28 protein-coding genes are annotated in these 26,166 nt (G+C 62.3%); 12 read left to right on the top strand and 16 right to left on the bottom strand.

What is annotated here, in order from left to right:
- Positions 1 to 77 precede the first annotated feature (77 nt).
- The gene (locus AB4048_RS08080) at positions 78 to 368 is read left to right on the top strand and encodes a type II toxin-antitoxin system Phd/YefM family antitoxin (protein WP_442201413.1); all 291 of its coding nucleotides are present in this window, start codon (positions 78 to 80) and stop codon (positions 366 to 368) included.
- Positions 365 to 823: a type II toxin-antitoxin system VapC family toxin gene (locus AB4048_RS08085; RefSeq protein WP_442201414.1), complete on the top strand. Its 459-nt coding sequence runs from the start codon at positions 365 to 367 to the stop codon at positions 821 to 823. Before AB4048_RS08080 ends, AB4048_RS08085 begins: the two co-directional genes overlap by 4 nt.
- Positions 824 to 877: 54 nt before the next feature.
- Here the strand turns inward: AB4048_RS08085 and mctP are convergent, their stop codons facing one another.
- From mctP to chrA, 6 genes are all read right to left on the bottom strand, one after another.
- A complete protein-coding gene (gene mctP / locus AB4048_RS08090) occupies positions 878 to 2,353 on the bottom strand; it encodes a monocarboxylate uptake permease MctP (protein ID WP_442201415.1) in 1,476 nt (491 codons plus the stop codon).
- Complete coding sequence (locus AB4048_RS08095; RefSeq protein ID WP_442201416.1) at positions 2,343 to 2,540, bottom strand: DUF3311 domain-containing protein; 198 nt, start codon at positions 2,538 to 2,540, stop codon at positions 2,343 to 2,345. The genes mctP and AB4048_RS08095 overlap by 11 nt, the downstream gene beginning before the upstream one ends.
- Positions 2,541 to 2,700: 160 nt before the next feature.
- Complete coding sequence (locus tag AB4048_RS08100) at positions 2,701 to 3,687, bottom strand: bifunctional riboflavin kinase/FAD synthetase (protein WP_442201417.1); 987 nt, start codon at positions 3,685 to 3,687, stop codon at positions 2,701 to 2,703.
- 15 nt (positions 3,688 to 3,702) lie between these two features.
- Complete coding sequence (locus tag AB4048_RS08105; protein WP_442201418.1) at positions 3,703 to 4,551, bottom strand: TIGR01459 family HAD-type hydrolase; 849 nt, start codon at positions 4,549 to 4,551, stop codon at positions 3,703 to 3,705.
- Between the two features lie 179 nt (positions 4,552 to 4,730).
- Positions 4,731 to 5,471 (bottom strand): histidine phosphatase family protein, encoded by a 741-nt coding sequence (locus tag AB4048_RS08110; protein ID WP_442201419.1) that lies wholly within the window; start codon positions 5,469 to 5,471, stop codon positions 4,731 to 4,733.
- Between the two features lie 89 nt (positions 5,472 to 5,560).
- Positions 5,561 to 6,970, bottom strand: a complete 1,410-nt coding sequence (gene chrA / locus AB4048_RS08115) for a chromate efflux transporter (protein WP_442201420.1) — start codon at positions 6,968 to 6,970, stop codon at positions 5,561 to 5,563.
- Positions 6,971 to 7,150: 180 nt separating this feature from the next.
- On the opposite strand from chrA, the gene groES reads away from it, so the two are divergent.
- The 3 genes from groES to AB4048_RS08130 all read left to right on the top strand — a co-directional run bounded on the left by groES (position 7,151) and on the right by AB4048_RS08130 (position 10,162).
- Positions 7,151 to 7,447, top strand: a complete 297-nt coding sequence (gene groES, locus AB4048_RS08120; RefSeq protein WP_442201421.1) for a co-chaperone GroES — start codon at positions 7,151 to 7,153, stop codon at positions 7,445 to 7,447.
- Positions 7,448 to 7,514: 67 nt separating this feature from the next.
- A complete protein-coding gene (gene groL, locus AB4048_RS08125) occupies positions 7,515 to 9,155 on the top strand; it encodes a chaperonin GroEL (RefSeq protein ID WP_442201422.1) in 1,641 nt (546 codons plus the stop codon).
- A 566-nt stretch (positions 9,156 to 9,721) separates the two neighbouring features.
- Complete coding sequence (locus AB4048_RS08130; RefSeq protein ID WP_442201423.1) at positions 9,722 to 10,162, top strand: hypothetical protein; 441 nt, start codon at positions 9,722 to 9,724, stop codon at positions 10,160 to 10,162.
- Between the two features lie 85 nt (positions 10,163 to 10,247).
- On the opposite strand, the gene AB4048_RS08135 is transcribed toward AB4048_RS08130, so the two are convergent.
- Positions 10,248 to 10,955, bottom strand: a complete 708-nt coding sequence (locus AB4048_RS08135; RefSeq protein WP_442201424.1) for a glutathione binding-like protein — start codon at positions 10,953 to 10,955, stop codon at positions 10,248 to 10,250.
- A 283-nt stretch (positions 10,956 to 11,238) separates the two neighbouring features.
- On the opposite strand from AB4048_RS08135, the gene AB4048_RS08140 reads away from it, so the two are divergent.
- Entirely contained in the window at positions 11,239 to 11,652 is a 414-nt protein-coding gene (locus AB4048_RS08140; protein WP_442201425.1) for a DoxX family protein, read from the top strand.
- 87 nt (positions 11,653 to 11,739) lie between these two features.
- Here the strand turns inward: AB4048_RS08140 and hisG are convergent, their stop codons facing one another.
- The 3 genes from hisG to hisS all read right to left on the bottom strand — a co-directional run bounded on the left by hisG (position 11,740) and on the right by hisS (position 15,140).
- Entirely contained in the window at positions 11,740 to 12,435 is a 696-nt protein-coding gene (gene hisG / locus AB4048_RS08145) for an ATP phosphoribosyltransferase (protein ID WP_442201426.1), read from the bottom strand.
- On the bottom strand, positions 12,432 to 13,550 hold the full coding sequence (locus tag AB4048_RS08150) for an ATP phosphoribosyltransferase regulatory subunit (protein WP_442201485.1): 1,119 nt from the start codon (positions 13,548 to 13,550) through the stop codon (positions 12,432 to 12,434). The genes hisG and AB4048_RS08150 overlap by 4 nt, the downstream gene beginning before the upstream one ends.
- 69 nt (positions 13,551 to 13,619) lie before the next feature.
- Complete coding sequence (gene hisS / locus AB4048_RS08155) at positions 13,620 to 15,140, bottom strand: histidine--tRNA ligase (protein ID WP_442201427.1); 1,521 nt, start codon at positions 15,138 to 15,140, stop codon at positions 13,620 to 13,622.
- 126 nt (positions 15,141 to 15,266) lie between these two features.
- On the opposite strand from hisS, the gene AB4048_RS08160 reads away from it, so the two are divergent.
- Together AB4048_RS08160 and copM are read left to right on the top strand one after the other, a co-directional pair.
- The gene (locus AB4048_RS08160; RefSeq protein ID WP_442201428.1) at positions 15,267 to 15,578 is read left to right on the top strand and encodes a BrnA antitoxin family protein; all 312 of its coding nucleotides are present in this window, start codon (positions 15,267 to 15,269) and stop codon (positions 15,576 to 15,578) included.
- Positions 15,579 to 15,633: 55 nt separating this feature from the next.
- Positions 15,634 to 15,999, top strand: a complete 366-nt coding sequence (gene copM / locus AB4048_RS08165) for a CopM family metallochaperone (RefSeq protein WP_442201429.1) — start codon at positions 15,634 to 15,636, stop codon at positions 15,997 to 15,999.
- Positions 16,000 to 16,095: 96 nt separating this feature from the next.
- Here the strand turns inward: copM and AB4048_RS08170 are convergent, their stop codons facing one another.
- Positions 16,096 to 17,145, bottom strand: a complete 1,050-nt coding sequence (locus tag AB4048_RS08170) for an aldo/keto reductase (RefSeq protein WP_442201430.1) — start codon at positions 17,143 to 17,145, stop codon at positions 16,096 to 16,098.
- Positions 17,146 to 17,356: 211 nt separating this feature from the next.
- Between AB4048_RS08170 and AB4048_RS08175 the strand changes: the two genes are divergently transcribed.
- Complete coding sequence (locus AB4048_RS08175) at positions 17,357 to 18,061, top strand: HAD family hydrolase (RefSeq protein ID WP_442201431.1); 705 nt, start codon at positions 17,357 to 17,359, stop codon at positions 18,059 to 18,061.
- Positions 18,062 to 18,103: 42 nt separating this feature from the next.
- On the opposite strand, the gene AB4048_RS08180 is transcribed toward AB4048_RS08175, so the two are convergent.
- Together AB4048_RS08180 and AB4048_RS08185 are read right to left on the bottom strand one after the other, a co-directional pair.
- A complete protein-coding gene (locus AB4048_RS08180) occupies positions 18,104 to 18,604 on the bottom strand; it encodes a hypothetical protein (protein WP_442201486.1) in 501 nt (166 codons plus the stop codon).
- A gap of 23 nt (positions 18,605 to 18,627) precedes the next feature.
- Positions 18,628 to 19,257: a DNA-3-methyladenine glycosylase I gene (locus AB4048_RS08185; RefSeq protein WP_442201432.1), complete on the bottom strand. Its 630-nt coding sequence runs from the start codon at positions 19,255 to 19,257 to the stop codon at positions 18,628 to 18,630.
- 215 nt (positions 19,258 to 19,472) lie between these two features.
- Here AB4048_RS08185 and AB4048_RS08190 point away from each other — a divergent pair, with 215 nt between their 5' ends.
- The 3 genes from AB4048_RS08190 (at position 19,473) to AB4048_RS08200 (ending at position 21,910) form a co-directional block, all read left to right on the top strand.
- On the top strand, positions 19,473 to 20,198 hold the full coding sequence (locus tag AB4048_RS08190) for a L,D-transpeptidase (RefSeq protein WP_442201487.1): 726 nt from the start codon (positions 19,473 to 19,475) through the stop codon (positions 20,196 to 20,198).
- A gap of 140 nt (positions 20,199 to 20,338) precedes the next feature.
- Positions 20,339 to 21,028: a L,D-transpeptidase gene (locus tag AB4048_RS08195; protein ID WP_442201433.1), complete on the top strand. Its 690-nt coding sequence runs from the start codon at positions 20,339 to 20,341 to the stop codon at positions 21,026 to 21,028.
- Between the two features lie 207 nt (positions 21,029 to 21,235).
- Complete coding sequence (locus AB4048_RS08200) at positions 21,236 to 21,910, top strand: outer membrane protein (RefSeq protein WP_442201434.1); 675 nt, start codon at positions 21,236 to 21,238, stop codon at positions 21,908 to 21,910.
- A 59-nt stretch (positions 21,911 to 21,969) separates the two neighbouring features.
- Here AB4048_RS08200 and glcF read toward each other — a convergent pair whose 3' ends face one another.
- The 3 genes from glcF to AB4048_RS08215 all read right to left on the bottom strand — a co-directional run bounded on the left by glcF (position 21,970) and on the right by AB4048_RS08215 (position 26,110).
- Entirely contained in the window at positions 21,970 to 23,307 is a 1,338-nt protein-coding gene (glcF, locus tag AB4048_RS08205; RefSeq protein ID WP_442201435.1) for a glycolate oxidase subunit GlcF, read from the bottom strand.
- Between the two features lie 164 nt (positions 23,308 to 23,471).
- A complete protein-coding gene (locus AB4048_RS08210) occupies positions 23,472 to 24,674 on the bottom strand; it encodes an FAD-binding protein (protein WP_442201436.1) in 1,203 nt (400 codons plus the stop codon).
- Positions 24,671 to 26,110, bottom strand: a complete 1,440-nt coding sequence (locus AB4048_RS08215; RefSeq protein WP_442201437.1) for an FAD-linked oxidase C-terminal domain-containing protein — start codon at positions 26,108 to 26,110, stop codon at positions 24,671 to 24,673. The genes AB4048_RS08210 and AB4048_RS08215 overlap by 4 nt, the downstream gene beginning before the upstream one ends.
- Between the last annotated feature and the right edge of the window lie 56 nt (positions 26,111 to 26,166).

Genomic DNA, 26,166 nt, shown 5'->3' on the forward strand with positions numbered 1-26,166 from the left:
TTTCATATCGGCACACTGGCGGCGTGCGCACCGATGCGCTATATTCTGACCATCTGACTAGTTACGGAGCAAGGGCGATGCGCCGCGATACCGGCCCGACAAAAAAGACGGCCAAGGCAGGACAAAGCTGGAAGCTGGAAGACGCAAAGGCGCGTTTCAGCGAGGTGGTGCGAAGGGCGCATAGCGACGGGCCGCAGCGCGTAACCGTACGCGGTCGCGACAGCGTCGTGGTCATCAGCGTCGAAGAACTCGAACGCCTCACGAAGCCGGAGCCGAAAAAATCCCTCGTCGAATTCATGGAGGGTCTCGGGCTCGACCGGCTCGATATCGAACGCGACGCCGACTACGGGCGGGATGTCGCCTTGTGATCGGTTGGCTGCTCGACACCAATGTCATTGCCGCTCTGATCAACAAGAATGGCGCGCCCTCGGTGAAAAACTGGGCCGTGGGCCAAGATGAAGAGCGGATGTTCATCAGCATTCTCACGCTTGCCAAGTATGACAAAGGTATCGAAAATCTCCCGCCCGACGACCGCAATCGCTACCGCTATGCGGCCGCCCGCGATGCCCTGGAGGAAAGGTTTTTTGGTCGCGTGCTGCCGCTCGACAACGCCTGCGTTCGCCGCTGGGGCAAAATATCGGGACGGGTGAAACAGTCGACGAGCCATGCGCCGTCGGTCATCGACACGATGCTGGCTGCGACGGCAGTCGAGCATGATCTTTATCTCGTCACGCGCAATGTCAAAGACGTGCGTTCGTCGGGAGCGGCCGTCTTCGATCCCTGGCGGGACGATCCCGGCGATTTTCCTGTAAGCAGGCGATGACGAAAAAAGCCGCGGACGTTTACGGCCGCGGCTTTGTCTTGAGTGAGCGCCGGCTTATGCCCGCGCGGTCTCGCGTGCGGGCGTTGCCAGGTTCACGATGACGGCGACGGCGATATTGGCGATGAGCGCCAGAAGGCCGATGTAGACGGTGAACGGTTGCCCGCCGAGGCTCATCGGCTGCAACGGCTTCAGCCCGTTGATCCACACCATGTAGGTGCCGGCAACAAAGCCGACGGCCCAGCCGGCGATGAGGCCCGGCGCCCGGAACCATTTCGTGTAGAGGCCGAAGACCAGCGCCGGCAGCGTCTGCAGGATCCACATGCCGCCCATGAGCTGCAGATCGAGCGCAAACTGCGTCGGCAGGAAGATGATGACGAGCAGCGCGCCGATCTTGACGACCAGCGACGTCACCTTCGCCACCTGCGCCTCACCGGCATCGCTGACATTTGGATTGACGTAGGCCTTCCAGAAGTTGCGAGTAAAGAGGTTCGCGGCGCCGATGCTCATCACGGCGGCTGGAACCAGCGCGCCGATGGCGATGGCGGCAAAGGAAAAGCCCGCAAACCAGCTCGGAAACAACGTCTGGAAGAGCGCCGGCACGACGTCGTTCGGCGTGTCGAGCTTGAGGCCAGCGGCGTGGCCCATGTAGCCGAGCAGGGCCAGCAGGCCAAGCAACAGCGTGTAGGCCGGCAGGAAGATCGCATTCTTACGGATCGTGTTGCCGCTGTTTGCCGCAAAGATGCCCGTCAGCGTGTGTGGATACATGAAAGCGGCCAGCGCCGAGCCGAGCGCCAGGGTCGCATATGCAACATACTGATGGGGACCGAGCAGCAGCCCGCCGGAGCCCTTTGCCTGGAACGCGGCGTCAGCCGCGGCAAAGACGTTTCCATAGCCGCCGAGCTTGAGCGGGATCAACGCTACGGCCGTAATCACCACGATATAGATCATGATGTCCTTGACGAAGGCGATCAGCGCGGGAGCGCGCAGACCTGCGGAATAGGTATAAAGCGCAAGCACCACGAAGGCGACCGCGAGCGGCAGCTCGCCATGCAGGCCAAGTGCCTTGAGAACGGTCGCCATACCGACCAGCTGCAGGGCGATATAGGGCATGGTGGCGATCACGCCGGTGAGGGCAACGGCAAGCTCCAGCCCGCGCGACTTGTATTGCCCGTGCACCACGTCGGCCGCCGTCACGTAGCCGTTGTCCGCGGCGCGCTTCCACAGCACCGGCATGACGAGGAAGACGAAGGGATAGACGACGATCGTGTAAGGCAGCGCGAAGAAGCCGTAGGCGCCGACGGCGTAAACGAGCGCCGGCACCGCGATCACGGTGTAGGCGGTATAGAAATCGCCGCCGACCAGGAACCAGGTTATCCAGGCGCCGAAGGATCGCCCGCCAAGGCCCCATTCGTCGATATGAGCGAGGGTTTTCGGCTTGCGCCAGCGCGCCGCGAAGAAGCCCATCACGGTGACGAGCAGGAAAAAGAAGATGAAGACGCTGAGCGCCGTGACATCGATCTCAGTCGTCATTTTGCGTGCTCCTGTAGACAATCCACGTCAGGAAGGCGGTGATCGGAACCCAGAGCAGCTGATACCAGTAGAAGAAGGGAAACCCGAATAGGACGGGGTCGTGATGGTTGTAGAATGGTACCCAAAGGAGACCGATATAGGGAAGGATGAGCAGCCAGCAGACCGCCTTTCCGGAGCCTTTGTCCATTGCGATTCACCTCCTCGTGCGTCGCGCGGCCCGACTCATATCGCGAGCCCTGGGGAATAGTGATGGAGGCTTATCGGTTCAGCAAGGGGTTGCGCGCGAGACTATAGCTGCAATCGCCCGTTCCATGAATAGCGGAGGCGGCGCTCCGCCCGCCTCAGCTTCAGGCCCCGCCGCAGAGAAATGCGTCGATCTCGCTGATCGGACGGACGCCGGCGAGCAGCGTCCGCGCTTCGGCCTCGTCCTGGCGCATCTGCGCCACCAGTGCGTCAAGGCCGTCGAACTTCAGTTCCGGCCGCAGGTAGCCAAAGAACGAGACCGCACAGGTCTGCCCGTAGAGGTCGCCGCTGAAGTCGAAGACATAGGTTTCGAGTAACGGCGCGCCGTCCTCGGTGACCGTCGGGCGGCGGCCGTAGCTCGCAACGCCGTCATGAAGCTTGCCATCGGCGGTGCGGAAGCGGACGGCATAGATACCGGATTTCAGCTCGGCCTCCGGCGGCAGCCGCATGTTCGCGGTCGGAAAGCCGAGCGAACGCCCAAGCTTCTCGCCGCCGACCACCTCGGCCTCGATCGTGTAGCGATACCCGAGCAGCCCCGCGGCATGCGCAACGTCCCCTTCGGCGAGCAGCGCGCGAATGCGGCTCGACGAAACCACCTCGGCGTTCTCGTCGCGAAAGGCGTCCATCAGCGTCACGCCGAAGCCGTTTTTGGCGCCTGCAGCCATCAGGAAGGCGGGACCGCCCTCACGCCCATGGCCGAAGTGGAAATCGACGCCGGTGACGACCTCAGAGGCACCCAGCCAGTCGATAAGGATCGAGTGGATGAATTCATCCGCGGAACGTTGAGAGAAGGTGCGGTCGAACGGATATTCGATCACGGCGCGGAAGCCGAGCGCCTCCAGGATGCGGGCTCTCAGTGGTGCTGGGGTAAGGCGGAACACCGGGCGGTCCGGGTTGAAAACGGTGCGCGGGTGCGGTTCGAAGGTCAGCAACAGCGCCGGCACGCCGCGGCTTTCGGCGATTTCCAGTGCGCGCGTCAGCACCGACTGATGACCGCGATGCACGCCGTCGAAATTGCCGATCGCGATAACCCCGCCCTTGAGGTTGGCCGGGAGAGGCTCGCGGGTCTCGTTGCGATGAAAAACGGTCATCGGCTCGCACTCCGGTCAGACAAGGCGCGGCATCCAATAGCGCGGCGAGGCTTGCTCGCGGGCAAGAAACGCTCCGAGCGCCGTCTCGTCGGTATGGCCCTCGACGACATACTCGCGGGCATGGATGCCGTGACTGATGTAGAGGAGGTCGAGACCGTAGTCGAGCGCTCCGCGCACGTCGGTCGGCATTCCGTCGCCGATGGCTATCACCCGCGACTGCGGGAATTCGCCCCTGAGGTCGCGGGCGGCTGCAAGCGTCGCATCGTAGATCGGCGTGTGCGGTTTGCCGGCTACCGCCGTCTCGCCGCCCATGCGGTCGTAATAGGCGGCCATGGCGCCGGCGCAGGGGATCATCTTGTGCCCGCGCTCGACGACGAGATCGGGGTTCGCGCAGATCATCTGCACGCGGCGCGCCGCAAGAGCCTTCAGCATGTCGCGATAGTCTTCCGGCGTCTCGGTTTCATCGTCAAAGAAGCCGGTGCAGACGATGACCTCGGCCTCGTCAGCCGTGACCGCCTCCACGCCGAGACCGTCGAGCAGCGGCAGATCGCGCTCCGGCCCGAGTAGGAAGACCTTCTTCGGTCCCTTTGCAATCAGTGCGCGGGTCACGTCGCCGGAGGTGACGATGCGGTCGTAGGAATCGTTCGAAACGCCGATCATCTCCAGCTGCTCGATGACGCTCGGCGCCGGTCGCGGCGAATTGGTGATGAGAACGACGGAAACCCCTTCGGCACGCGCGGCTTCGAGCGCGACGGAGGCCTCAGGATAGGCGGCGACGCCATTGTGCAGCACACCCCACACGTCGCACAGAACGACGTCGTAATTCGTGCTGATCTCGCGAAAGCTGCCGATGCGCTTGGCCATGCCAGTGGTTTCCATCTGAAGAAAAGGTTTGCGGTGACATCGCAAACCAGCAGCCGGATTACAAGAGCGAGGCCACGCTTTTTGCTCCATTCGACGGTGACCGCCAACTGGCTACGCGCTTCGGCGCCTTGCGGTCCGGCCGGTTCTCCGCACCCCGAGATCGATTTTCGCAGAGATTGCTATTGGCCGGTTTTAGACGTGATGGTCAGCTCGGAACCATGAGCATCGCGCAATTCACTCTCCTGTCCTTTTGCGCGGTCGGCGGCCTTATGGAGCAGGATTGATCCGAAGCCTGCCGAGGCCGTCCCTTCGATCAGCGTCACATCCGCATTTCCTGGGTTGTCCGAGCGCTGGAACCATTCGACGGAATGGTGCAGAAACCCCATTTCGAACGCCCTGTTGGTGACGCCGTGGCCGACGACGATCATGCTTTCGCTGTTTTCGTCGGTGCGCATGACCGTCTGGAGAAACAGACGAACCCGCTGCGCCACGTCCGCCCTGCTCTCACCATCCGGAGGCCGTGCATAGAACTTGCCGCTGCTGTTGCGCAGTCTGGCCCATTTTTCGAATTCGTCAGGGAATTTTCGTTTTTGCTCGGCACGATCATAGATCTCGGTGAAGAGGCCGAAATCCTGTTCCCGTAGCAGGTAGTCCTCTCGAACATCTCCTACCAACTCGGCCGGCAGCGCTTCGAGCAGCGCATCCTTGCTCTGCCGCGTCCTTAGAAAGGGCGAGTACCAGATGCTCAGTTTCCCCAGGCCTGGCAGTCCGTCCAGGTGGGAAGCGATCGCCCGTCCAGCCTCCAGGGCCTGCCGATAGCCCCACTGTGTCAGGGGTACATTATGATCACCGAACTGCCGATAGGCCCGGTCATCGATATTGCCCACGGATTCTCCGTGTCGAACGAGAAAGATGCGCATCAGCAGTCCGCACTATCGGTATGAGTCGCGGCCATCATGAAGGGGCGGCGCACTCCGTGCAACGCGCTCGCGGTCCTCTATTGCGGCAATCAACCGGCAAGCCGCAACAATCCACCCGTTGCGGCGGAAACCGCGATGACCAGACCGACGCCTGCGCCGCGGCGATAGACCAGCACGCAGGCGAGCAGGAAGACGAGGACTGCCGAAAGGTCGAGCGTCGTCCAGACTGGCCAAGGCAAGGTCAAGATCGGCACGTGGGCGACATCGCTGCCGGGGGCGCTGACCCGGCGTGTCCAGAGCACCAGTTGGTCGATACTCGAAAACAGTACATGCAGGCCGAACCAGAGCGCCAGATTGGCCATGACGCCGACGACCGCCGCGGTGATGCCTGCCAGTGCGGCCGACAGAGTGCGGTTGGAGCGCAGGCGCTCGACATAAGGGGCGCCGGCAAAAATGAAGAGAAAGCTCGGTGCGAACGTCGCCCAGGCGGCCAGCAGAGCACCCAGCGCTCCAGCCGCCAACGGCGGAAAAGACAGCGGATTGCGAAAACCCGCCATGAACCCGACAAAAGAAAGCACCAGCACCAGCGGCCCCGGCGTCGCCTCGGCCAGCGCCAGCCCGTCCAACATCTCGCCGGGCCTCAGCCAGGCGTAGTGATCCACCGCCGTCTGCGCGACATAGGCCAGCACCGCATAGGCACCGCCGAAGCCGACCAGCGCCATCCGCGAAAAGAAGGCGAAGATCGCGCCGAAGACATTTGCCTCGCCGCTCAACACTTCCGCGATGATATCGGTCCGCGCATCGATCTGGTCGATAATGAGAAGGGGCGCCTGCCAGACCGCGATCCACAAGAGGACGGTCTTGACCAGCGGGGGCAGATGAAGGCGATCGAGGTGCGCGCGAAATTTCGGCCAGGAAAGGCGCAATCGGTACGATGGCGCGCCACTGGCATGCCGGCTGTAGAGCACCGGCGCCGCGCCCGCGAGCGCCGCTGCGATCACCACGATCGGAAACGGAGCCTTGAACGCGAAGACGAGCAAAAAGGTCATTGCCGAAAGCGCGAGGTGAAAACGGGTTTTCAACGCCCGCCTTGCGAGCCGTGTCAACGCCTGCAGGACGATCGCGAGCATCCCGGCCTTCACCCCGAAGAAGAGCGTCGCGAACAGACTGGCATCCTTCAGCAGCGCATAGGCCGCCGACAGGCAAACAATGACCGCCAATCCGGGCAGGATAAAAAGGAGGCCGGCGATCAGGCCGCCGCGCACGCCATACATCAGCCAGCCAATATAGGTCGCGAGCTGCTGCGCTTCCGGCCCGGGCAACAGCATGCAATAGCTCAGCGCGTGAAGAAACCGCTCCTCGGAAATCCACCGCCGCTCGTCGACCAGCAGCTTGTGCATCAAGGCGATCTGCCCGGCGGGACCGCCGAAGCTCAGGACGCCGATCCGCGCAAAGACGCGGGTCGCTTCCTTGAAGCTCGGTGGGGGAAGCTCGTTCAAACGGAAAAATCCGGGCGTGCCTTCATACTCTCGGCACAAACTTTTGCGACCGTCATTCTTGACTCGGTCCCCACCCGTCTCTACATCACCCTCGCTAGCACTCACCAAAGCTGAGTGCTAACACAGACCCATACGGATCCTCGCTGATCCGTGAATGTCATTTGATCGAGGGATTAGACAATGGCAAGCACCAATTTCCGCCCGCTTCACGACCGCGTCGTCGTACGTCGCGTTGAATCCGAAGAGAAGACCAAGGGCGGCATTATCATTCCGGACACCGCCAAGGAAAAGCCGCAGGAAGGCGAAATCGTCGCCGTCGGTTCTGGCGCGCGCGATGAAGCCGGCAAGATCGTTGCTCTCGACGTCAAGGTCGGCGACCGCGTTCTGTTCGGCAAGTGGTCCGGCACCGAAGTCAAGATCAACGGCGAAGACCTTCTCATCATGAAGGAAGCCGACATCATGGGCATCATCGGCTGATCAGCCGGTCTGCTTTCCATAGCTGACGGGCTTTCGCCCTCGCAATTCGAATTCAGGAGCTTCAAATATGGCAGCTAAAGAGATTAAATTCGGCCGCACCGCCCGCGAAAAGATGCTGCGCGGCGTCGACATCCTCGCTGACGCCGTCAAGGTAACGCTCGGCCCGAAGGGTCGTAACGTCATCATCGACAAGTCCTTCGGCGCACCGCGCATCACCAAGGACGGCGTTTCCGTCGCCAAGGAAATCGAACTGGAAGACAAGTTCGAGAACATGGGCGCCCAGATGGTCCGCGAAGTTGCTTCGAAGACCAACGACATCGCCGGGGACGGCACCACGACCGCAACCGTTCTTGCCCAGGCCATCGTTCGCGAAGGCGCCAAGGCTGTTGCAGCCGGCATGAACCCGATGGACCTGAAGCGCGGCATCGATCTCGCCGTTGCTGAAGTCGTCAAGGATCTCCAGGCCAAGGCCAAGAAGATCAACACTTCGGAAGAAGTCGCCCAGGTCGGCACGATCTCCGCCAACGGCGAAAAGCAGATCGGTCTCGATATTGCTGAAGCCATGCAGAAGGTCGGCAACGAAGGCGTCATCACGGTAGAAGAAGCCAAGACCGCCGAAACCGAACTCGAAGTCGTCGAAGGCATGCAGTTCGACCGCGGCTACCTCAGCCCCTACTTCGTAACCAACCCGGAAAAGATGATCGCCGACCTCGAAGACGCTTTCATTCTCCTCCACGAGAAGAAGCTTTCGAACCTGCAGGCGATGCTCCCGGTTCTCGAAGCCGTCGTTCAGACCGGCAAGCCGCTCCTCATCATCGCTGAAGACGTCGAAGGCGAAGCTCTCGCTACCCTCGTCGTCAACAAGCTGCGCGGCGGCCTCAAGATCGCTGCCGTCAAGGCTCCGGGCTTCGGCGATCGCCGCAAGGCCATGCTCGAAGACATCGCCATCCTGACTGGCGGCACTGTCATCTCCGAAGACCTCGGCATCAAGCTCGAGTCGGTCACCCTCGACATGCTCGGCCGTTCCAAGAAGGTTTCGATCTCGAAGGAAAACACCACGATCGTCGACGGCGCAGGCGCCAAGTCCGACATCGAAGGCCGCGTTGCCCAGATCAAGGCTCAGATCGAAGAAACCACCTCCGACTACGACCGCGAGAAGCTGCAGGAACGCCTTGCCAAGCTCGCTGGCGGCGTTGCCGTCATCCGCGTCGGCGGTTCGACTGAAGTCGAAGTGAAGGAAAAGAAGGACCGCATCGACGACGCCCTCAACGCGACGCGCGCTGCCGTTCAGGAAGGCATCGTACCGGGCGGCGGCGTGGCTCTGCTGCGCTCCTCCGCCAAGATCACCGTCAAGGGTGAAAACGACGACCAGGACGCCGGCATCAACATCGTTCGCCGCGCTCTGCAGTCTCCGGCCCGCCAGATCGTCGAGAACGCTGGTGACGAAGCTTCGATCGTTGTCGGCAAGATCCTCGAAAAGAACGAGGACAACTTCGGCTACAACGCTCAGACCGGCGTATACGGCGACATGTTCGCCATGGGTATCGTCGACCCGGTCAAGGTCGTTCGTACGGCTCTGCAGGATGCGGCTTCGGTTGCTTCGCTGCTGATCACCACCGAAGCCATGATCGCCGAACTGCCGAAGAAGGATGCCCCTGGTGGCATGCCTGGCGGCATGGGCGGCATGGGTGGAATGGACATGATGTGATAAGGCGTCAGCCTTATCCGGACGTCTGATCAATCCGGCATTGAAACTAAGAACAGGGCGGCTCGCGGGTCGCCCTGTTTTTTTGTTCGGAATCTGCAATGCAAGTCGAAGCGCGAGGTCTCACGGATACTGATTTGCGCTGGAAATCATCCCCTTGGTTTCGTTGAAAGTTTTCGCGGCGCTTAAGTGCCATCTCTACTTTAGTGCAACAAAATATTTCTCTATTTCGGGCTGCATCTCCTATTGCCGTTTCCATGGAAAAACATATAAATCCTAGCTCAGCGATAGGTGAGAGACTGTCGGCAAACGTCAGGCTCTTGCTGTCAGACCGATACGCTCGCGGTTGCGGTTTGCCTTTCGAGGTTTTCGTGAAGCGCCTGCGCCTTGGTCCGTCGCAACATGCGGCCGGGGTCGATGGTTGCAATGGCGCGAGGTCAGGTAACTCGGCACGAGCCGAAGCTACCGATTGATTTTCCGCTGGCGCTGCCAATCCACCCCCGTCACGACGTCGAAGTCAAAAATGAACTTAAGCGCGCGGGACACAACCGTGCCGAATGGGGTACATCTTGTTTAAGATCGCCAAGGGGCATGTCGCCATACCTTTTGCCTTGGGAGCACCGCCGGTCAGCAGCGACGAGGACGCAGCATCACGATTCTGCGTATCCGAAGGCTGGGTCGGCGACCTTTCCAACGGCGTGATCAAGCTCGGCCATCTGAGCACCATGCTGCATGGCCTTCCCTCTCCGGAATGCGGCCTGCTTAACCTGCTCAGGTGCTACGACACCTATGATCGCGCCCGCATTCTCGAGCTGTTCGAACAGGCCGCGACGACATCGTCGTCGTTCTGTTTCTCGACGACCGTGGTACGGCCGAACGGACAGCGCCAGCCGCTTTTCTGCATCGGCGAGTCGATGGGCACGGAAGCGAAACATTCCGGCAGCATGACCGGCGTCTTTTTGTTTCCGCGCTTCACCCTGGATGCCGGAAGCTCAGCGGGCAGCCACTGATCGCCATTGGGCCGGCGCAGAGCGGCGCTCTGCGACGGAGGTTTGCGGCAATGAGCATCCCCAAGGCCGGTTAGGCCGGGGCGGTTCAATCACGCGCCGGGATATGCAGCCCCTTTTCGCTTGCGGGTCTAGCCGCGGCGCGGGCAACCCAATCCATCACCCGCGGGAAGTTCGCAAGTCCCAGAACGTCCCGGCCGCCGTAGAAGACGTCAACGCCTCGCACCCAGGGGAACGTCGCTATGTCGGCGATCGTATAGTCATCACCCATGAGCCACTGACGCCCTTCCAGGCGCTCTTCCAAGACGCCGAGCAATCTCTTCGTTTCGTCACGATAGCGCTCCACGGGATAGGCGTTGTTGGCTACCTTGTCGGCCGCGAACTTGAAGAAGTGGCCGAACTGGCCGAACATCGGCCCCACTCCGCCCATCTGAAACATTACCCAGCAAAGCGTCTCGTAGCGACCGCGCGCGTCGGCGGGTATAAGCTTGCCTGTTTTTTCCGCGAGGTAGACGAGGATGGCGCCCGACTCGAAGAGGCCGATCGGTCTGCCGTCAGGCCCATTCGGATCGATGATGGCGGGGATGCGGCCGTTCGGATTGAGGGACAGGAACTCGGGTGATTTCTGGTCGTTCGTGTTGAACGATATGAGATGCGGCTCGTAGGCGAGGCCGGCCTCCTCCAAGGCGATCGAGATCTTCACGCCGTTCGGCGTCGGCAGGGAATAGAGCTGGATGACATCCGGATTGCTGGCGGGCCAGCGCTTCGTGATGGGGAATGCGGAGAGATCAGCCATGGGTTTTCCTTGGTCGTTGGGGTCGGGATACCTTAGAGCGCATCCTTGGTTTTCGGACAAGATCCGCGCTAAATCAAAACCTTAGAGCGGCACAGATAGATGCACATTGGTCGCGCCTAAGAAAAGCGGCGTAACGGAAAAGTGTTCCGTTGGCCCCGCAGCGTTCACCATTAGTGAACAAATCGTCCGCAATTGTTTATCTTTTCAAAGGAGGCAGAATCAACGACATTGAGGTCAAGAAGACGCCCGTCGCCTCGAGCGTTTCGCCAAAACGGAGAGCCACATGTCAAACGTCATCATTCTCATCGCCCGCATTCTCCTTTCCTTCATGTTCATCCTGTCCGGCTTCGGCAAGCTTAGCGATCCGGCCGGCACCGCCGGCATGATCGCAGGCGCCGGCCTTCCGGCTGCAAGCCTGCTTGCCTATGTCGCCGGCCTGTTCGAGCTGCTTGCCGGCCTTGCCGTTCTCGTCGGCTTTCAGACCCGTATCGCCGGCTGGGCTCTTGCGGTCTTCTGCGTGTTCACCGGCCTCGCCTTCCACCTGCCCTACGCAAGCGGCACGGAACTGGTGAACATCCTCAACCAGATCATGGTCATGAAGAACATCACGCTCGCCGGCGCCTACATCCTGCTCGCCACCTACGGCCCCGGCGCGCTGTCGCTGGACGCACGTCGCGGCGCCTACGCAACGGCCTGATCGAGATATTTTCCCAAGCATTGCCAACCCGCCGTCTCACTGGACGGCGGGCTTTTTCATGTCTTCAGGATAAAGCAAGGTTCGCGATCAGAGGGCGGAGCGAACGGCATCGATGATGCGGCTCACCATCGGGTCGCTCTCGTGCGCATCCTTGCGGGCGCGCATCAGACAGGCCTGCGAGCTGAGGATCACGCCATCCGACAGCACCTTCAGGTGATTGGCTTTCAGCGTCGAGCCCGTCGAGGTGATATCCACGATGATGTCGGCGGAGCCGGAGGCAGGCGCCCCTTCGGTCGCCCCCAGGCTCTCGACGATGCGATAGAGTTGGATGCCGTGCTGGCTGGAGAAGAACTGCTGCGTCAGCCGCCAATACTTGGTTGCGATCGCCAGGCGCCGGCCGCGCCGCGCACGAAAATCCGCCGCGACGTCGCCGAGGTCGGCCATCGTGTCGACGTCGAGCCAGATTTCCGGCACCGCCACCACGACGTCGGCGTGGCCGAAGCCGAGCGGGGTGCAGAATTCGACGCGCTGGTCGGCTTCCGCCAGTCCCTCGCGCACGAGGTCCTCGCCGGTCACTCCGAAATCGATCGTGCCGCTGCCGAGTTCGCGGGAAATCTCCGAGGCCGACAGGAAGGCGACCTCGACGTCATCAAGACCCTCGATGCGGCCGCGATAGGAGCGGTCGTTGCCGACGGCGACGATCTTGAAGCCGGCGCGTTCGAATACGGCGGAAGCATCCTCCTTCATACGGCCCTTGGAGGGCAGCGCAATGGTGATGGTCATGCTTCGGCCCTCGCCGTTTCGATGCGGTCGAGCCAGAGCGAAAAGCCGACTGCCGGGATATGATGCTTCGCACCGAGCAAGGTCAACAGCCGATCGAACCGTCCGCCGCCGGCGAGCACCGAACCGTCGACATCCGAAACCTCGAAGACAAGCCCGGTATAGTAGTCGAGCGGACGGCCGAAGGCGGCCCGATAATTGATCGCTGCCGGATCGACGCCAGCCGCGACAAGAGCCGTCACCCGCGCATCGAAGCGCGTCAATGCCGCCTGCAGTTTCAGCCCCGCGGCATCCGCGAAGCCGCCGAGCGCGGATGAGGCCTCGGAAAGCGGGACGGACAGCGATAGAAATTCCTTCAGCACCAGCATCGCGGCATCGTCGAGCCGCGTCGCGGAGAGCACGAGCTTTTCGCGCAGCCGTCGCGCGATCTCCAGCGGCGAGCGGCTGGCATTGGTCGAATAGCCGGTCGCCTCCATCGTCACGTCGATATGGGCAACGAGTGCCGCCTCGTCTCCGCGCGCAACCAGTTCGAGCACGAGCGGGTCGAGGCCGGTGACGGGGCGCGGGCTCGACAGGCGCTTCAGGAGCGCTTCCAGATGCTTCATGTCGCCGAAGGCATGGACGAGCCGCTTCTGCCAGCCGGACGGCAGGCCGAGCGCCTGCACCACGGCTTCGAACACCGCCTGGTCGCCGAGCGTTACCGACAGCGTCCGGCCCGGCAGCAGCCGTTTCAGAATGCCTATCGCGTCGCCGATCGCGCGGGCGTCGGCATCAGACGTTTCCGTCTCGCCCAGATCCTCGATGCCTGCCTGATAGAACTCATTGCCGCCGCCGCGGCGCTGGCGAAAAACCTCGCCGAGATAGGAATAGCGCTTCGGCGTACCGGTCGCGGTCTCGATGTGGCGCAGGCAGACGGGGATGGTGAACTCCGGGCGGAGGCAGAGGCTGGCGCCCGTCTCGCTCTCCGTCATGAAGATGCGCCGGCGCAAGTCTTCGCCGGCCATGTCGAGAAACGGTTCCGCCGGCTGGATGACCGGCGTGTCGACGCGCGTGGTGTTGCGCGCCGAAAATTCGGCGAGCAGCTCTTCGGCGAAATTCGGGAGGCCGATCAGCGGCATGTGGGTTGCCCCTTCGAGCAATTCTCCCCTTGTGGGGGAGACGTCCGGCATGACAGAAGGGGCCAGCTATCAAGCATTCGCCGCCCTCGCCCGATCCTCCGCCTGGGCTGCGAGAATTTCCTTCACCTTGGCGACAAGGTCGGCTTCCTGCACGACGTCCTGCGCCACGCGCGCCTCGCGCCAGGCGGTGTTGTCCTCGATCTCGCCGGACAGGCGCTTGCCTTCGATCAGGTCCTTGATCTGGACGACGCCTTCCGCGCGCTCGTCGCCGCCCTGGATGATGGCGATCGGGCAACCGCGACGGTCGGCATATTTCAGCTGGTTGCCGAACTTCTTCCAGTTGCCCTGGTACATTTCGGCGCGAATGCCGGCAGCGCGCAGGTCCTGCGTGAAGCGCTGGTAGCGGCCCATGGCCCCGACATCACCGTCCATCACCGTCACCAATACAGGCTCGATCACCTCGTCCTGGCCGAGCTTGCCGAGGTTCTTCAACGCCGTCATCAGCCGCGATACGCCGATTGAGAAGCCGGTCGCCGGCACCGGCTGCCCCATGAAGCGCGAGACGAGCCCATCGTAGCGCCCGCCGCCACCGACGGAGCCGAAAACGACCTTCTCGCCCTTCTCGTTGGTGACATCAAACAGAAGTTCGGCCTCATAGACCGGGCCGGTATAGTATTCGAGACCGCGCACCACCGAAGGGTCGATGTTGATGCGGTCGGCGCCGTAGCCGGCGCTCGTGACCAGCGCACCGATGAAATTCAGCTCGTCGACGCCCTCGCCGCCCCGCGACGTTCCGGAGACGAGGTCGGCCAGCTGCCCGGCGCTCTCGGCATAGTTTTTGATGCCGACGAAGAAGAGCACCTTGTCGATCTGCGCCTGGTCGAGGCCGGCACCCTTGGTGAAGTCGCCCGACTCGTCCTTGCGGCCGGGGCCGAGCAGCAGCGCCACGCCCTCCGGCCCGAACTTGTCGAGCTTGTCGATGGCGCGCAACACGTTCAGCCGCTGTGCGGACTTGTCGTCGCCCCCGAGCCCGATCGCTTCGAGAACACCGTCGAGGACTTTGCGGTTGTTGACGCGAATGATGTAGTCGCCGCGCGCGATCCCAAGGGCTTCGAGCGTGTCGGCCATCATCATGCACATCTCGGCATCCGCCTGGACGCCCGGTGCGCCGACGGTATCGGCATCGAACTGCATGAACTGGCGGAAGCGACCCGGACCCGGCTTCTCGTTGCGAAAGACGTAACCGGCGCGATAGGTGCGGTAAGGCAGCTGAATATCGTTGAAATTCTCCGCGACGTGGCGGGCGAGCGGCGCGGTCAGGTCGTAGCGCAGGCTCATCCACTGCTCGTCGTCGTCCTGCAGCGAGAAAACGCCCTCGTTCGGACGGTCGGCATCGGGCAGGAATTTCCCCAGCGCATCGGTATACTCGAACAGCGGGGTTTCGATGGGATCGAAGCCGTAATGCTCGTAGACCCGCCGGATCGTCTCGATCATCTCGTTGGCGGCGCGGATATCGGCAGCCGTCCGGTCGACGAAACCGCGCGGCAGGCGGGCTCTGAGCTTTTGCGGTTTCTTCGGCTTGTCGTTCATTTTGTCTGGCGTCCGCTTCAATAAATGTCTGGGTTTCCTAGCGGATCGGGTAAGCAGCGGCAAGCGCGAAGGATAGTGCGGCAACAGGCGGGGTGATATATTCCAGGACGGAACGGAGGCTGCTGAATGCCGACAAAGAAAATTGACGCTCGGACTGTGTTTCAAGAGGGCCGCGGCTACACCAAGGAAGATTGGGGCGATGTCTCCGATAATCCCGAATGGACCGAAGAAGACTTCAAGAATGCCCGGACCTTTGCTGATGTTTTTCCGGAGCTTGCCGAAAGCATACGCCGCGCGCGTGGCAGGCCGGCGGCCGAAAGGCCGAAACGGCAGATCTCCTTGCGGCTGGATCCAGACGTCATCGACGCTTTCAAGGCGACCGGCAAAGGCTGGCAAGGCCGCATCAACGATGCGTTGCGCAAGGCGGCGAAGCTTTGAAAGCGGTCACCAGAAGCCTGCTCGTCGTGCATTGCTACATGTGGAAAGGATTCTCATGCTTCTAAGATTGACAATTGCCGTAGCCGCGCTTGCTCTAGCACTCGCTGTTCCCGCCCTTGCCGAAGACATGTCTGACATGGATATGAGCAAGCCGATGGGCGACCAGGGGCCTTCAAGCCAGGCGTTCGCCAAGGCCAATGCGACGATGCACGAAAATATGATGATCCATTACAGCGGCGACGCGGACAGCGATTTCGCCCGTGGCATGATCGCTCATCATCAGGGCGCGATCGACATGGCGAAGATCGAGCTGCAGTACGGCAAGGATCCCACCATGCGCAAGCTCGCCGAGGCGGTGATCAAAGCGCAGGAAGCCGAAATCAAGGACATGAACGCCTGGTTGAAGAAGCACGGCAAGTGATGAGCGGCCAAAGCCGCTGCGCCGTACGTCTCCTCGGAGACGCGAAGGATGCTGCAGCAGTTTGAGATGCCGCAGCAGCTCTCGGCCTTAGGCCGCTCAGCCCTTCGGCTCGAACGGCTCCGGGCGGCGGGCGGTACCCTGCCGGCTCAGCATCCACCCGGGATATTCCGGCGGAAGCGCGCTGACATCGTCCAGCTTCGCCATATCCTCGGCGTCGAGCCTAAGCTTCACCGCCGCCAGATTCTGATCGAGTTGATCGATGCGCTTGGCGCCGATGATGACGCTGGTGACGAAGGGCTTGGCGAGGATCCAGGCGAGCGCGACTTCGGCAACGCTCGCGCCATGCTTGGACGCGACCTCGCGCATCGCCGCGACGCAAGCCCAGCCGCGATCCTTGTCGACCGGCGGGAAATCGAAACTGGCGCGGCGGCCCTCGCCGTTGCCCGGTGCTCCCGGTCCGTATTTTCCGGAAAGCAAGCCTCCTGCAAGCGGCGACCAGACCATCAGCCCCAGCTTCTCCTCCGCCATCATCGGAACGATGTCCCGTTCGAGATCGCGTCCGGCGATCGAATAATAGGCCTGTACGGTCTCGAAACGGGCAAAGCCACGTCGTTCGGAAACACCGAGCGCCTTGGCGATTCGCCAGGCCTGCCAGTTGGATACGCCGACATAGCGCACCAGCCCGCGCGAGACGAGATCGTCGAAGGCACGCAGCGTCTCGTCGATCGGGGTGATCGCGTCGGTCGCGTGGATCTGGTAAAGATCGACGTAGTCCGTCTGCAGCCGATCGAGGCTCATCTGGATCGAATCCATGATGTGCCCGCGCGAGGCGCCGCGATCGTTCGGCTTGTCGCCGACGACGCCGTAGACCTTGGTGGCGACGACGACGTCCTTGCGCGGCACGCCGACGTTCTTCAGCGCCTGCCCCAGCAGCTTCTCCGAGGCGCCGCCGGAATAGACGTCGGCGGTGTCGATGAAGTTGACGCCGGCTGCAAGCGACCGCTCGACGATCCGGTCGGCACCCGCCTGGTCGACGTCGGCGATGCTGCCCCACATGGAGCCGGCGGCCGCCTCGCCAAACGTCATCGTGCCCAGGCACAGCTCGGAAACGAACATGCCGGTATTGCCAAGTTGATTGTAACGCATGCTGGAATGTCCTTGTCTTTGAAATGTGCGGAAGGCACGCGCCGAGGGGCGAGCGCTTGGGGGGAGGCAACTGCACATATGGCGCGGTCTCAGGATTTCAACGCTGTCGGGCTCTCACCTCACGCAGCCGTGACTGAGCAAATGGTCTTGCCTGGAAGCGGAAGATCGTTAGATTCCGCCTTCCATGCTTATGTAGGATGAGGATGATGTCATGTCGCTGCGGCCACTCACCACAATCGGCTTCGATGCAGACGACACGCTTTGGCAGAACGAGCAGTTCTACCGGCTGACGGAAAGGCATTTCACCGCGCTGCTTGCCGACTATGCCGAGGGCGATCATGTCTCCGAGCGGCTGCTGGAAGCCGAAAAACGTAACCTTGGGCATTACGGCTTCGGCATAAAGGGCTTCACGCTGTCGATGATCGAGACTGCAATCGAGATTACGGAAGGTCATGTTCCCGCAAAGACCATTTCCCGGATCCTCGACGTCGGACGAGAGCTGCTCGCCCACCCGGTCGAAACGCTGCCGCACGTGCGCGAGACGCTGGAAGCGCTGACAGGAAACTACCTGCTGGTGATGATCACCAAGGGCGACCTCTTCGACCAGGAGCGCAAACTGGCGCAATCTGGCCTCGGCGATCTCTTCGATGCGGTGGAAATCGTATCCGACAAGACCGCCGTCACCTATCGACGCATCTTCTCGAAGGTGGGAGACGGGCCCGAACGCGCGATGATGGTCGGCAACTCCCTGAAGTCCGATGTCGTGCCGGCCATTGCCGCGGGCAGCTACGGCGTCTTCGTGCCACATGAGCTTACCTGGGTGATCGAGCACGTCGAAGAGCCGCGCGAGGCGCCGCGCTTTCGCAAGATCGATCACCTTGGCGAGTTGCGCGGCCTGATCGACAACCTTCGATAAGCAGCAGGATCTGCTCGGAACCAATTGACTAAACAAGGCCCGCTACTGCTTGGCAGCGGGCGTCCGGGGCGGGAAGAGCGAGGGCTTCTGCGGTTGCGGCTGAGTTGCCGGCTGCGACTGTACCGGTCCGGCGGCTTGCGGCTCGATCAGGATCGAGTAAGGCGCACCCAACCCGCGTCTGCGCGTTACCCGTGAATAATAGGGCTTGATCAGCCAGGTCGTGTCGGCCTCGACGGTCACGTCGGCGGTCAGGCCATCCTCGTCGGTGCCGAAAAATGCCTCGTCGTCGCTGGAAGCGAGGTCGAAAATTGCCATGAAGGCATAAGGGCTCTTGGAGCCGAAGGTAATTTTGACATGCTGGCCGGCCTTGACGGGCAGCGTGTAGACCTTGCCCTTGCCGAACTTGGTCCAGCCGGTCAGCCTTTCGGTAACGGCCGGAAAGCCGAGCTTTTCCAACGTCTCTCCGCGGTCGAGCTCCGGGATCTGAAGTTGCTGCGCGTCCTCAGCCACCGCGGCCTCTCCGATCAGCAGCGCCGCCAGCATCGATAGCCGAATTGTCGTTGCCATCATGGCCGCACCAGCGCCTTTCGCATCGTCTCGACATCCGCGCGGCAGTAGCAGCCTTCGATATGGTCGTTGACAAGCCCCATCGCCTGCATGAATGCGTAGATGGTGGTCGGGCCGACGAAAGTCCATCCCCGCTTCTTCAAGTCCTTGGAAATACGCACGGAAGCCGGCGTCGTGGGGTTGGCGGCGAGCGTCGGATAATCGACGCGCACCGGTCGCTCATCCGGCTTCGGCTCGTTGCCCCAGAAATAGTGGGCCAGCGAGCCGAACTCTCTCCTCATCTCTATCGCGCGGCGGGCGTTGTTGATGGTGGAAACGATCTTGCCGCGATGCCGCACGATGCCGATATCGCTGAGGCATCGCTCTATGTCGACATCATCGAAGATGGCCACTCTGTCGAAATCGAAGCCCGCGAAAGCGGCGCGAAAATTGTCGCGCTTGCGCAGGATGGTCAGCCAGGAGAGCCCCGACTGAAAGCCCTCCAGGCAGATCTTTTCGAAGAGGCGAATATCGTCGGTGACCGGGCGCCCCCACTCCTCGTCGTGATAGCGGCGATACTCGGGCAGATTGGCGTGCCAGAAGCAGCGATCCTTGCCGTCGTCGCCGGTAATGATGCCTGTGCCGCTCATGTGCGCGATTCGCCCCCGTGTGCCCTAGCATTTACCATTCGACAACCATCTTTCCAAACCGGGCGATAACCTTGCCGAAAACTTTATCTGTTTCGCGGCATTTTCATGAACGGACATTTACGATTTCGCTGGCTTGGGGCTGGCAGCATGCCGCCAAGGGACGAGCCGTGGCGCTCGCCCTCCTCATCCTCTTCGGCCAATAGTAGAGAGTCCGCCTGATGAAGAAACTTCGCTTCCTGCTTGCCGTTGGCGTCATTGGCCTTTCGGCCGGCGCTGCACTCGGCAACGACCGTTATCAGGCGCGTCCGCCGGTGGTCATCAGCCCAGACCTCACCGCACCCTGGGTGATGCAGCTCGGGGGAACCGTGCAGCCGGTCGTCTATCCAGGCGCGGCAGTGCGCACCGTCACCCGTCCGCGCGGACTGTTTGAGCGTGGCGCCCTGCAGCCGGCCTCGGTCGTTCGCCCTGCCGTTCGCTCCACCCTCGATCCGCAATTCCTCCCCCAGATGGTCAGCTACCAGACCAAGGAGAAGCCGGGCACGATCGTCATCGACACCAACAACCGTCTGCTCTATCTCGTAATGGACGGCGGCAAGGCACGCCGCTACGGCGTCGGGGTTGGAAAGCCCGGCTTCGAATGGGCCGGTGCCCACTCCGTCACCCGCAAGCAGGAATGGCCGGATTGGAACCCGCCCAGCGAAATGCTGAGCCGCGAGGCGGCCAGGGGTCACTATCTCCCGGCCCATATGAATGGCGGTATGGACAATCCGCTTGGCGCGCGCGCCATGTATCTCGGCTCGACGCTCTACCGTATCCATGGCACCAACGCACCCTGGACGATCGGCTACGCGGTTTCTTCGGGCTGCATCCGCATGCGCAACGAGGATGTTGTCGACCTCTTCGATCGCGTGAAAGTTGGAACGCGCGTCATCGTGATGTGATTTAATCAACTTTAGGCAGCAATCATCTCATTTAGCACCGCTTGCGCGATTAAAAATGTGTAAGCGGGCGACCTTCCTCTTGAATGCGGGCAAAGTTTCGTTAGCCTCTGTCCTCATTCAGGCTCTGAGGGGACTCATTTATGCATTCTTTGTTGAAGGTGACGGCCGTGGCGGCCGTCGCCATATCTTTTGTGGTGACAGCCGCCGAGGCGAGCACCGTTAATGGCACTTCCGGACCGGCTACCGCGACCGACGCGGTGCGCGGCGTATCCCGGACCACGATCATAAAACCGCAATTCAAGCGCCGGCTCGTCAAGCTGGTGACCGACGAGGCACCGGGCACGATCATCGTCGATACGAACCACAAATATCTCTACTACGTCGAAGGAGATGACCGCGCCACGCGCTACGGCATCGGCGTCGGCCGCGAGGGCTTCGGCTGGTCGGGCATCGTCAAGATCGGCCGCAAATCCGAATGGCCGGTCTGGACGCCGCCGCCGGAGATGCGGGCACGCGAGGCGAAGGCTGGCCACAAGCTGCCTCCCACTCAGGCTGGCGGCGAGGACAATCCGCTCGGCGCGCGCGCCATGTATCTCTATCAGAACGGTCACGACACGGTGTTCCGCATCCACGGCACCAATCAGCCCTGGACCATCGGGCTGAACATGTCGTCCGGCTGCATCCGCATGATGAACCAGGACGTCACCGACCTCTACGACCGCGCCCCGGTCGGCACCAAGGTCGTCGTCGTTGGTCCGGGCAACAAGCAGGGAGAGATCAGCTACGAGGACCGCGGCATCGACCTCTTGCGTACGATGTTCGGCGGCTGATCTGCATTAGATATTCGAACTATGGCACATACGCCACACCTGTCGCGAAACCATTTGACGAGCCGGCCATGCGGCCGGCTCGTTCAGTTTCGTGTCAGGAATCGCTCGTACTGAATCACGGGGCCGAGTCAGATGGCTTATGCGCCTTGCAGTAGGGCGTCGCGAAAGCCATCCAAAAATACATGCCATCGCCATTGGGGGTCTACTATGCATTCCATGTTCCGCGCCTCTCGTTCACTCCTGGCTGGCACGGCTTTCGCCGCCCTCGCACTGGCGGCCGGCAGCGCCTCCGCTGAGATGCAGATTTCCATTTACGGCGGCGCCCAGGAAGCGACCGGCAACGACGTGAAGATCTCGGACGGTACCTCCTTCGACCCGGACTGGTCCGGCAAGTCGTTCAGCAACCCGCTTTACTGGGGCGCCCGCGGCATCTGGTGGCTTGACGAACTCAATCAGCCGAACTGGGGCGTCTCGCTCGACTACACCCACGCCAAAGTCTACGGCAATCTCGACAACACGCCGCCGGATTGGACGCATTTCGAATTTACCGACGGCCTCAATCTCGTGACCCTGAACGCGCTTTACCGCTTCCAGGATCCGAGCCGCAAGTGGACGCCCTATGTCGGCGCCGGCGTCGGCGTCAACATACCGCACGTCGAGGTGACGCGCGCATCGGGCACGACCTTCGACTACGAGTTCGGCGGCGCCACGCTGCAGGCCCAGGCCGGCATCAGCTACCAGTTCACCAAGCATTGGTCGTCGTTCATCGAATATAAGGGCAACTATTCCTTCGTCGACAACGTCCCGATCGACAGCGGCCAGTCCCTGAAGACCAACGTCTTCACCAACGCCATCAACTTCGGCGTTTCGTTCCACTTCTGACGACAACGCACCAAGGTGCGCCTACCAGATAGAGCGTTTCTGCTTTTCGCAAAAACGCTCTATCTATTTGTTTTTACATGATTTTGGACGGAAGACATATTTCCCAACTTTTCCGGGACGTTGCCGCCGTAGGCCCAGTCGAGGAGCTCGACCGTGTGTAGGATAGGCAGCGTCGTGCCGTTGGCGATCTGCGTGATGCAGCCGATGTTGCCGGTCGCGATCACGTCCGCTTTCGTTGCCTCGATATTGCGCACCTTGCGCGCCTTGAGCTCGGCGGAAATCTCTGGCTGCATGATGTTGTAGGTGCCGGCGGAGCCGCAGCAGAGATGTCCCTCGGCCGGGTCGCGAACGGTGAACCCCGCCGCCTTCAAGAGCTGCTTTGGCGCGGCAACGATCTTCTGCCCATGCTGCATCGAGCATGCCGAATGATAGGCGACGGCAATGCCCTTCGGCATTTGCGCCGGCAAGTCGAGGCTTGCCAGATATTCCGTAATATCCTTGGTAAGCGACGAGACACGCGCTGCCTTTTGCGCATAGGCCGGGTCGAGCCGCAGCATATGGCCATAGTCCTTGATCGTCGTGCCGCAGCCGGACGCGGTGATGATGATCGCATCGAGCCCGCCTGCCTCGATCTCGCGCAGCCAGACGTCCACATTTATGCGCGCGTTGGCGAGCGCCTGCTCCTCCCGACCCATGTGATGCACGAGCGCGCCGCAGCAGACCTCCCCTTCCGGCACGACGACCTCGATGCCGAGCCGCGTCAGCAGCCGGATCGTCGCCGCGTTGATCGCCGGGTCGAGCACCGGCTGCGCGCAGCCGGATAGGATCGCAACGCGCCCACGCTTGGCCATCTCCGGCGCATGCGTGCCTGGGCGTGAGAATGGCAACCGCGGCGGCAGCGTGCGCGGCGCAAGATCGAGCATTGCCGCAAATGCTTTCAGCGCCGGTATGCGCCGGACGAGCCCCCTGAACGGCCGGCTAAGCGCTGCGAGTTTCAGCGCCAGACGAAACCGGCCGGGATAGGGCAGCACCGCCGCCAGCAGGTTTCGCGTCAGCCGGTCCATCACCGGTCGCCGATATGTTTGCTCGATATGGGCGCGGGCGTGGTCGACCAGATGCATGTAGTCCACGCCCGACGGACAGGTGGTGACGCAGGCAAGGCAGGACAGGCAGCGGTCGATATGGGTGACGACCTCGGCATCCGCCGGCCTGCCGTTTTCCAGCATGTCCTTGATGAGGTAGATGCGCCCTCGCGGGCTATCGAGCTCGTTGCCGAGCGTCACATAGGTCGGACAGGTCGCGGTGCAGAAGCCGCAATGCACGCAGCGGCGCAGGATCTTTTCGGATTCCGCCACATGCGGATCGGCAAGCTGTTCGGGGGTGAAATTGGTCTGCATCTATGCGGGCTCCGTCCGCGCGGGTTCATACCCCGCGCCGTCCCTTCGTGACATCTTTCTCACAACGGGGGAGATTGGAAAGTCGGCATGGCCTCCAGCCGATCTCTCCCCTTGAGGGGGAGATGCCCGGCAGGGCAGAGGGGGGTACCACATTGCGAAATCCGTCATGGTCCCATCTTCCCCGGATTGAAGATGCCGTCCGGATCGATGCTCTCCTTGACCCGGCGGGACAGAAGCGCCACCGCCTCGGGCTGCGGCTGGAAGGAGGCGCTGGCCGCCCTGGCCGTCGAAGAAGCTCGCAGCAGCGTCGCGTGGCCGCCGCCAAGCGCATGGATGAAGCGCCGCACGAGATCGCCATCCGGTTCGGCTTCCATTCGCAGCCACACGAGACCGCCCTGCCAGTCGTAGAAGGCATCGACGCCCACTTCCAACCTCAGCGCCGCGACCAGCTGGTGAGCTATGCCGGGCGCCATCGAGACGCGCCAGACCGGCCGCTCCGTGCCATCGGCAAAGGGCAGAACATCCCGGATTTCCCGCCAAAGACGGGAGCTGCTGTCCGTGTCCAAGCGGTTTACGCCGCCCATCCGCCCCATGGCGTCGGAAAGCTTCTTCGCCCGCGCCTCGACGGAGCCGGGCAAGCCTTCGATGCGAAGCACGGTCGCCTCACCTTCGGGCAGACTGCCGCCAAGGAATTTCCAGGCGACCGTCAGCGGCAGATGCGCCGCGCCAGACACCTCGACCGGCAACGCCATCACTGCTGCCATGATCCCTGCGGCCTCGGCGTCATTCAAGCCGGAGACCACCACGGTTTCCTCGGTCTTCGGGCGCGGCGGCGCGCGAAAGGTTACTTCGGTGATGAGCCCGAGTGTGCCGTGCGAGCCCGCCATCAGCTTGGCGAGATCGAGGCCTGTGACGTTCTTCATCACGCGGCCGCCGGCCTTGACGATCTCGCCTCGGCCGTTGACGAAGCGCACGCCGAGCAGGCTGTCGCGCGCAGCGCCCGCCACGAAACGACGCGGGCCGGAAACATTGGCTGCAAAGACACCGCCGATGGTCGGCTCGCTCTCGGTCGCCATCAGCGGGCGATGGTCGGCGGGTTCGAACGCCATCATCTGCCCGCCTTCGCCAAGTGCGGCCTCGACCACGGAGACCGGTGTGCCGGCCTTGACGGTCATCACCATCTCACCGGGATTATAGGCGACGATGCCGGAGAGCCCCGTCGAGCGCAGCGTCGCCTCCGCCGCGACCGCATTGCCGAAGCCTCGCCGCGTATTGCCGCCAAAAACCGCAAGCGGCGCACGACGCGCGGCATGATCACGCACGATCGCGCCCGCCTCCGCCTCTGTTGCCGGTATGAAGTCGCTCATGCGGCATTCCGCCCGTCGAGCGGGAACACCTTGGACGGATTGAGGATCCAGCCGGGATCGAACGCCGCGCGCACCGCCATCATCTGAGCGAGATCGACGTCGGCATATTGATGCCGCATCAGGTCCCGTTTCTCGATGCCAACCCCGTGCTCGCCAGTGAGACAGCCGCCGACATCGACGCAGAGCCTTAGGATATCCATGCCGGCAGCTTCCGCATTTGCCGATTCGGTGGGATCGTTGGCGTTGAACAAGATCAGCGGATGCATGTTGCCGTCCCCGGCGTGAAAGACGTTGGCGACCCTCAGGCCATAGTGATCGACAATCTCCGCGGTCCTTTTCAACACATGCGAAAGCTGGCTGAGCGGCACCGTGCCGTCCATGCAGATATAGTCGGCGATGCGACCCGTCGCGCCGAAGGCGGATTTGCGGCCCTTCCAGATCAGCGCCGCTTCGGTCGCCGACTGGCATTCGCGCACCACTTTGACACCGTGCCGGCGGGCGATCGCCACGATGTCGGCAAGCATCGCATCCATCTCGCTCTCGGAACCCTCGACCTCGACGATCAACAGCGCGCCGACGTCAAGCGGATAGCCGGCCTTGGCGAAGGCTTCGCAGATCTCGATCGCGGGCTTGTCCATGAATTCGATCGCAACGGGAATGATGCCGGCGGCAATTACATCAGCGACGCAGGCGCCGGCGTCTTCCGAAGTGTCAAAGCCGAAGAGCACCGGCCGCGCGCCTTCCGGCTTGGCGATGAGCCGTACGGTGGCCTCGGTGACGACACCGAGCTGGCCTTCCGAGCCGCAGACGAGGCCGAGCAAATCATAGCCCGCCGCATCGAGCGCCTTTCCGCCGAGCTCGATCACGACGCCGTCGGCGAGCACCATCTTCACGCCGAGCAGATTGTTCGTGGTTACACCGTATTTCAGGCAGTGCGCGCCCCCGGAATTCATGCCGATATTGCCCCCGATCGTGCAGGCAAGCTGGGAGCTCGGATCGGGCGCATAGAAGAAACCGTCCGCCGAGACGGCATCCGAAATGGAGAGATTGGTCACGCCCGCCTGGACGGTCACGGTGCGGTTGGCAAGATCGATGTCGACAATACGGTTCATCTTGGACAGTCCGAGAACGACCGCATCCTCCTGAGGGATCGCGCCGCCCGAAAGCGACGTGCCGGCGCCGCGCGGCACGACGGGAACGCCGTAGCGATGGCAATATTTCATGACTGCCGCGACCTCGGCCGTGGAGCGCGGCAGCGCGACGGCAAGCGGCAGCCGCCGGTAGGAAACGAAAGCGTCGGTCTCGAAGGGCATAAGTTCGCGCGGCTCGTGCACGAGACATTCCGGCGGCAGCAGATCAATGAGATCGGCAACGATCTCCGCCCGGCGCGCCAGCACCTCGGCGCGCGGCGCCAGAAACGGTATGGCCTCGGCCATGGCGTCCTCCTCGGCGGGCTCGTCCGCGCAGTTTCCCATTACCCAAGGCCTAGCAC

Source organism: Rhizobium sp. RAF56 (genome assembly GCF_052113965.1).
GTDB lineage: Bacteria > Pseudomonadota > Alphaproteobacteria > Rhizobiales > Rhizobiaceae > Rhizobium.

Bases quoted from the DNA above. Each gene is read 5' to 3' on its own strand.
- AB4048_RS08080 (WP_442201413.1), top strand. From the start codon at position 78: ATGCGCCGCGATACCGGCCCGACAAAAAAGACGGCCAAGGCAGGACAA.
- mctP (WP_442201415.1), bottom strand. From the start codon at position 2,353: ATGACGACTGAGATCGATGTCACGGCGCTCAGCGTCTTCATCTTCTTT.
- AB4048_RS08095 (WP_442201416.1), bottom strand. From the start codon at position 2,540: ATGGACAAAGGCTCCGGAAAGGCGGTCTGCTGGCTGCTCATCCTTCCC.
- AB4048_RS08100 (WP_442201417.1), bottom strand. From the start codon at position 3,687: ATGACCGTTTTTCATCGCAACGAGACCCGCGAGCCTCTCCCGGCCAAC.
- AB4048_RS08105 (WP_442201418.1), bottom strand. From the start codon at position 4,551: ATGGCCAAGCGCATCGGCAGCTTTCGCGAGATCAGCACGAATTACGAC.
- AB4048_RS08110 (WP_442201419.1), bottom strand. From the start codon at position 5,471: ATGCGCATCTTTCTCGTTCGACACGGAGAATCCGTGGGCAATATCGAT.
- groES (WP_442201421.1), top strand. From the start codon at position 7,151: ATGGCAAGCACCAATTTCCGCCCGCTTCACGACCGCGTCGTCGTACGT.
- groL (WP_442201422.1), top strand. From the start codon at position 7,515: ATGGCAGCTAAAGAGATTAAATTCGGCCGCACCGCCCGCGAAAAGATG.
- AB4048_RS08135 (WP_442201424.1), bottom strand. From the start codon at position 10,955: ATGGCTGATCTCTCCGCATTCCCCATCACGAAGCGCTGGCCCGCCAGC.
- AB4048_RS08140 (WP_442201425.1), top strand. From the start codon at position 11,239: ATGTCAAACGTCATCATTCTCATCGCCCGCATTCTCCTTTCCTTCATG.
- hisG (WP_442201426.1), bottom strand. From the start codon at position 12,435: ATGACCATCACCATTGCGCTGCCCTCCAAGGGCCGTATGAAGGAGGAT.
- AB4048_RS08150 (WP_442201485.1), bottom strand. From the start codon at position 13,550: ATGCCGCTGATCGGCCTCCCGAATTTCGCCGAAGAGCTGCTCGCCGAA.
- hisS (WP_442201427.1), bottom strand. From the start codon at position 15,140: ATGAACGACAAGCCGAAGAAACCGCAAAAGCTCAGAGCCCGCCTGCCG.
- AB4048_RS08160 (WP_442201428.1), top strand. From the start codon at position 15,267: ATGCCGACAAAGAAAATTGACGCTCGGACTGTGTTTCAAGAGGGCCGC.
- copM (WP_442201429.1), top strand. From the start codon at position 15,634: ATGCTTCTAAGATTGACAATTGCCGTAGCCGCGCTTGCTCTAGCACTC.
- AB4048_RS08170 (WP_442201430.1), bottom strand. From the start codon at position 17,145: ATGCGTTACAATCAACTTGGCAATACCGGCATGTTCGTTTCCGAGCTG.
- AB4048_RS08175 (WP_442201431.1), top strand. From the start codon at position 17,357: ATGTCGCTGCGGCCACTCACCACAATCGGCTTCGATGCAGACGACACG.
- AB4048_RS08180 (WP_442201486.1), bottom strand. From the start codon at position 18,604: ATGCTGGCGGCGCTGCTGATCGGAGAGGCCGCGGTGGCTGAGGACGCG.
- AB4048_RS08185 (WP_442201432.1), bottom strand. From the start codon at position 19,257: ATGAGCGGCACAGGCATCATTACCGGCGACGACGGCAAGGATCGCTGC.
- AB4048_RS08195 (WP_442201433.1), top strand. From the start codon at position 20,339: ATGCATTCTTTGTTGAAGGTGACGGCCGTGGCGGCCGTCGCCATATCT.
- AB4048_RS08200 (WP_442201434.1), top strand. From the start codon at position 21,236: ATGCATTCCATGTTCCGCGCCTCTCGTTCACTCCTGGCTGGCACGGCT.
- glcF (WP_442201435.1), bottom strand. From the start codon at position 23,307: ATGCAGACCAATTTCACCCCCGAACAGCTTGCCGATCCGCATGTGGCG.
- AB4048_RS08210 (WP_442201436.1), bottom strand. From the start codon at position 24,674: ATGAGCGACTTCATACCGGCAACAGAGGCGGAGGCGGGCGCGATCGTG.
- AB4048_RS08215 (WP_442201437.1), bottom strand. From the start codon at position 26,110: ATGGCCGAGGCCATACCGTTTCTGGCGCCGCGCGCCGAGGTGCTGGCG.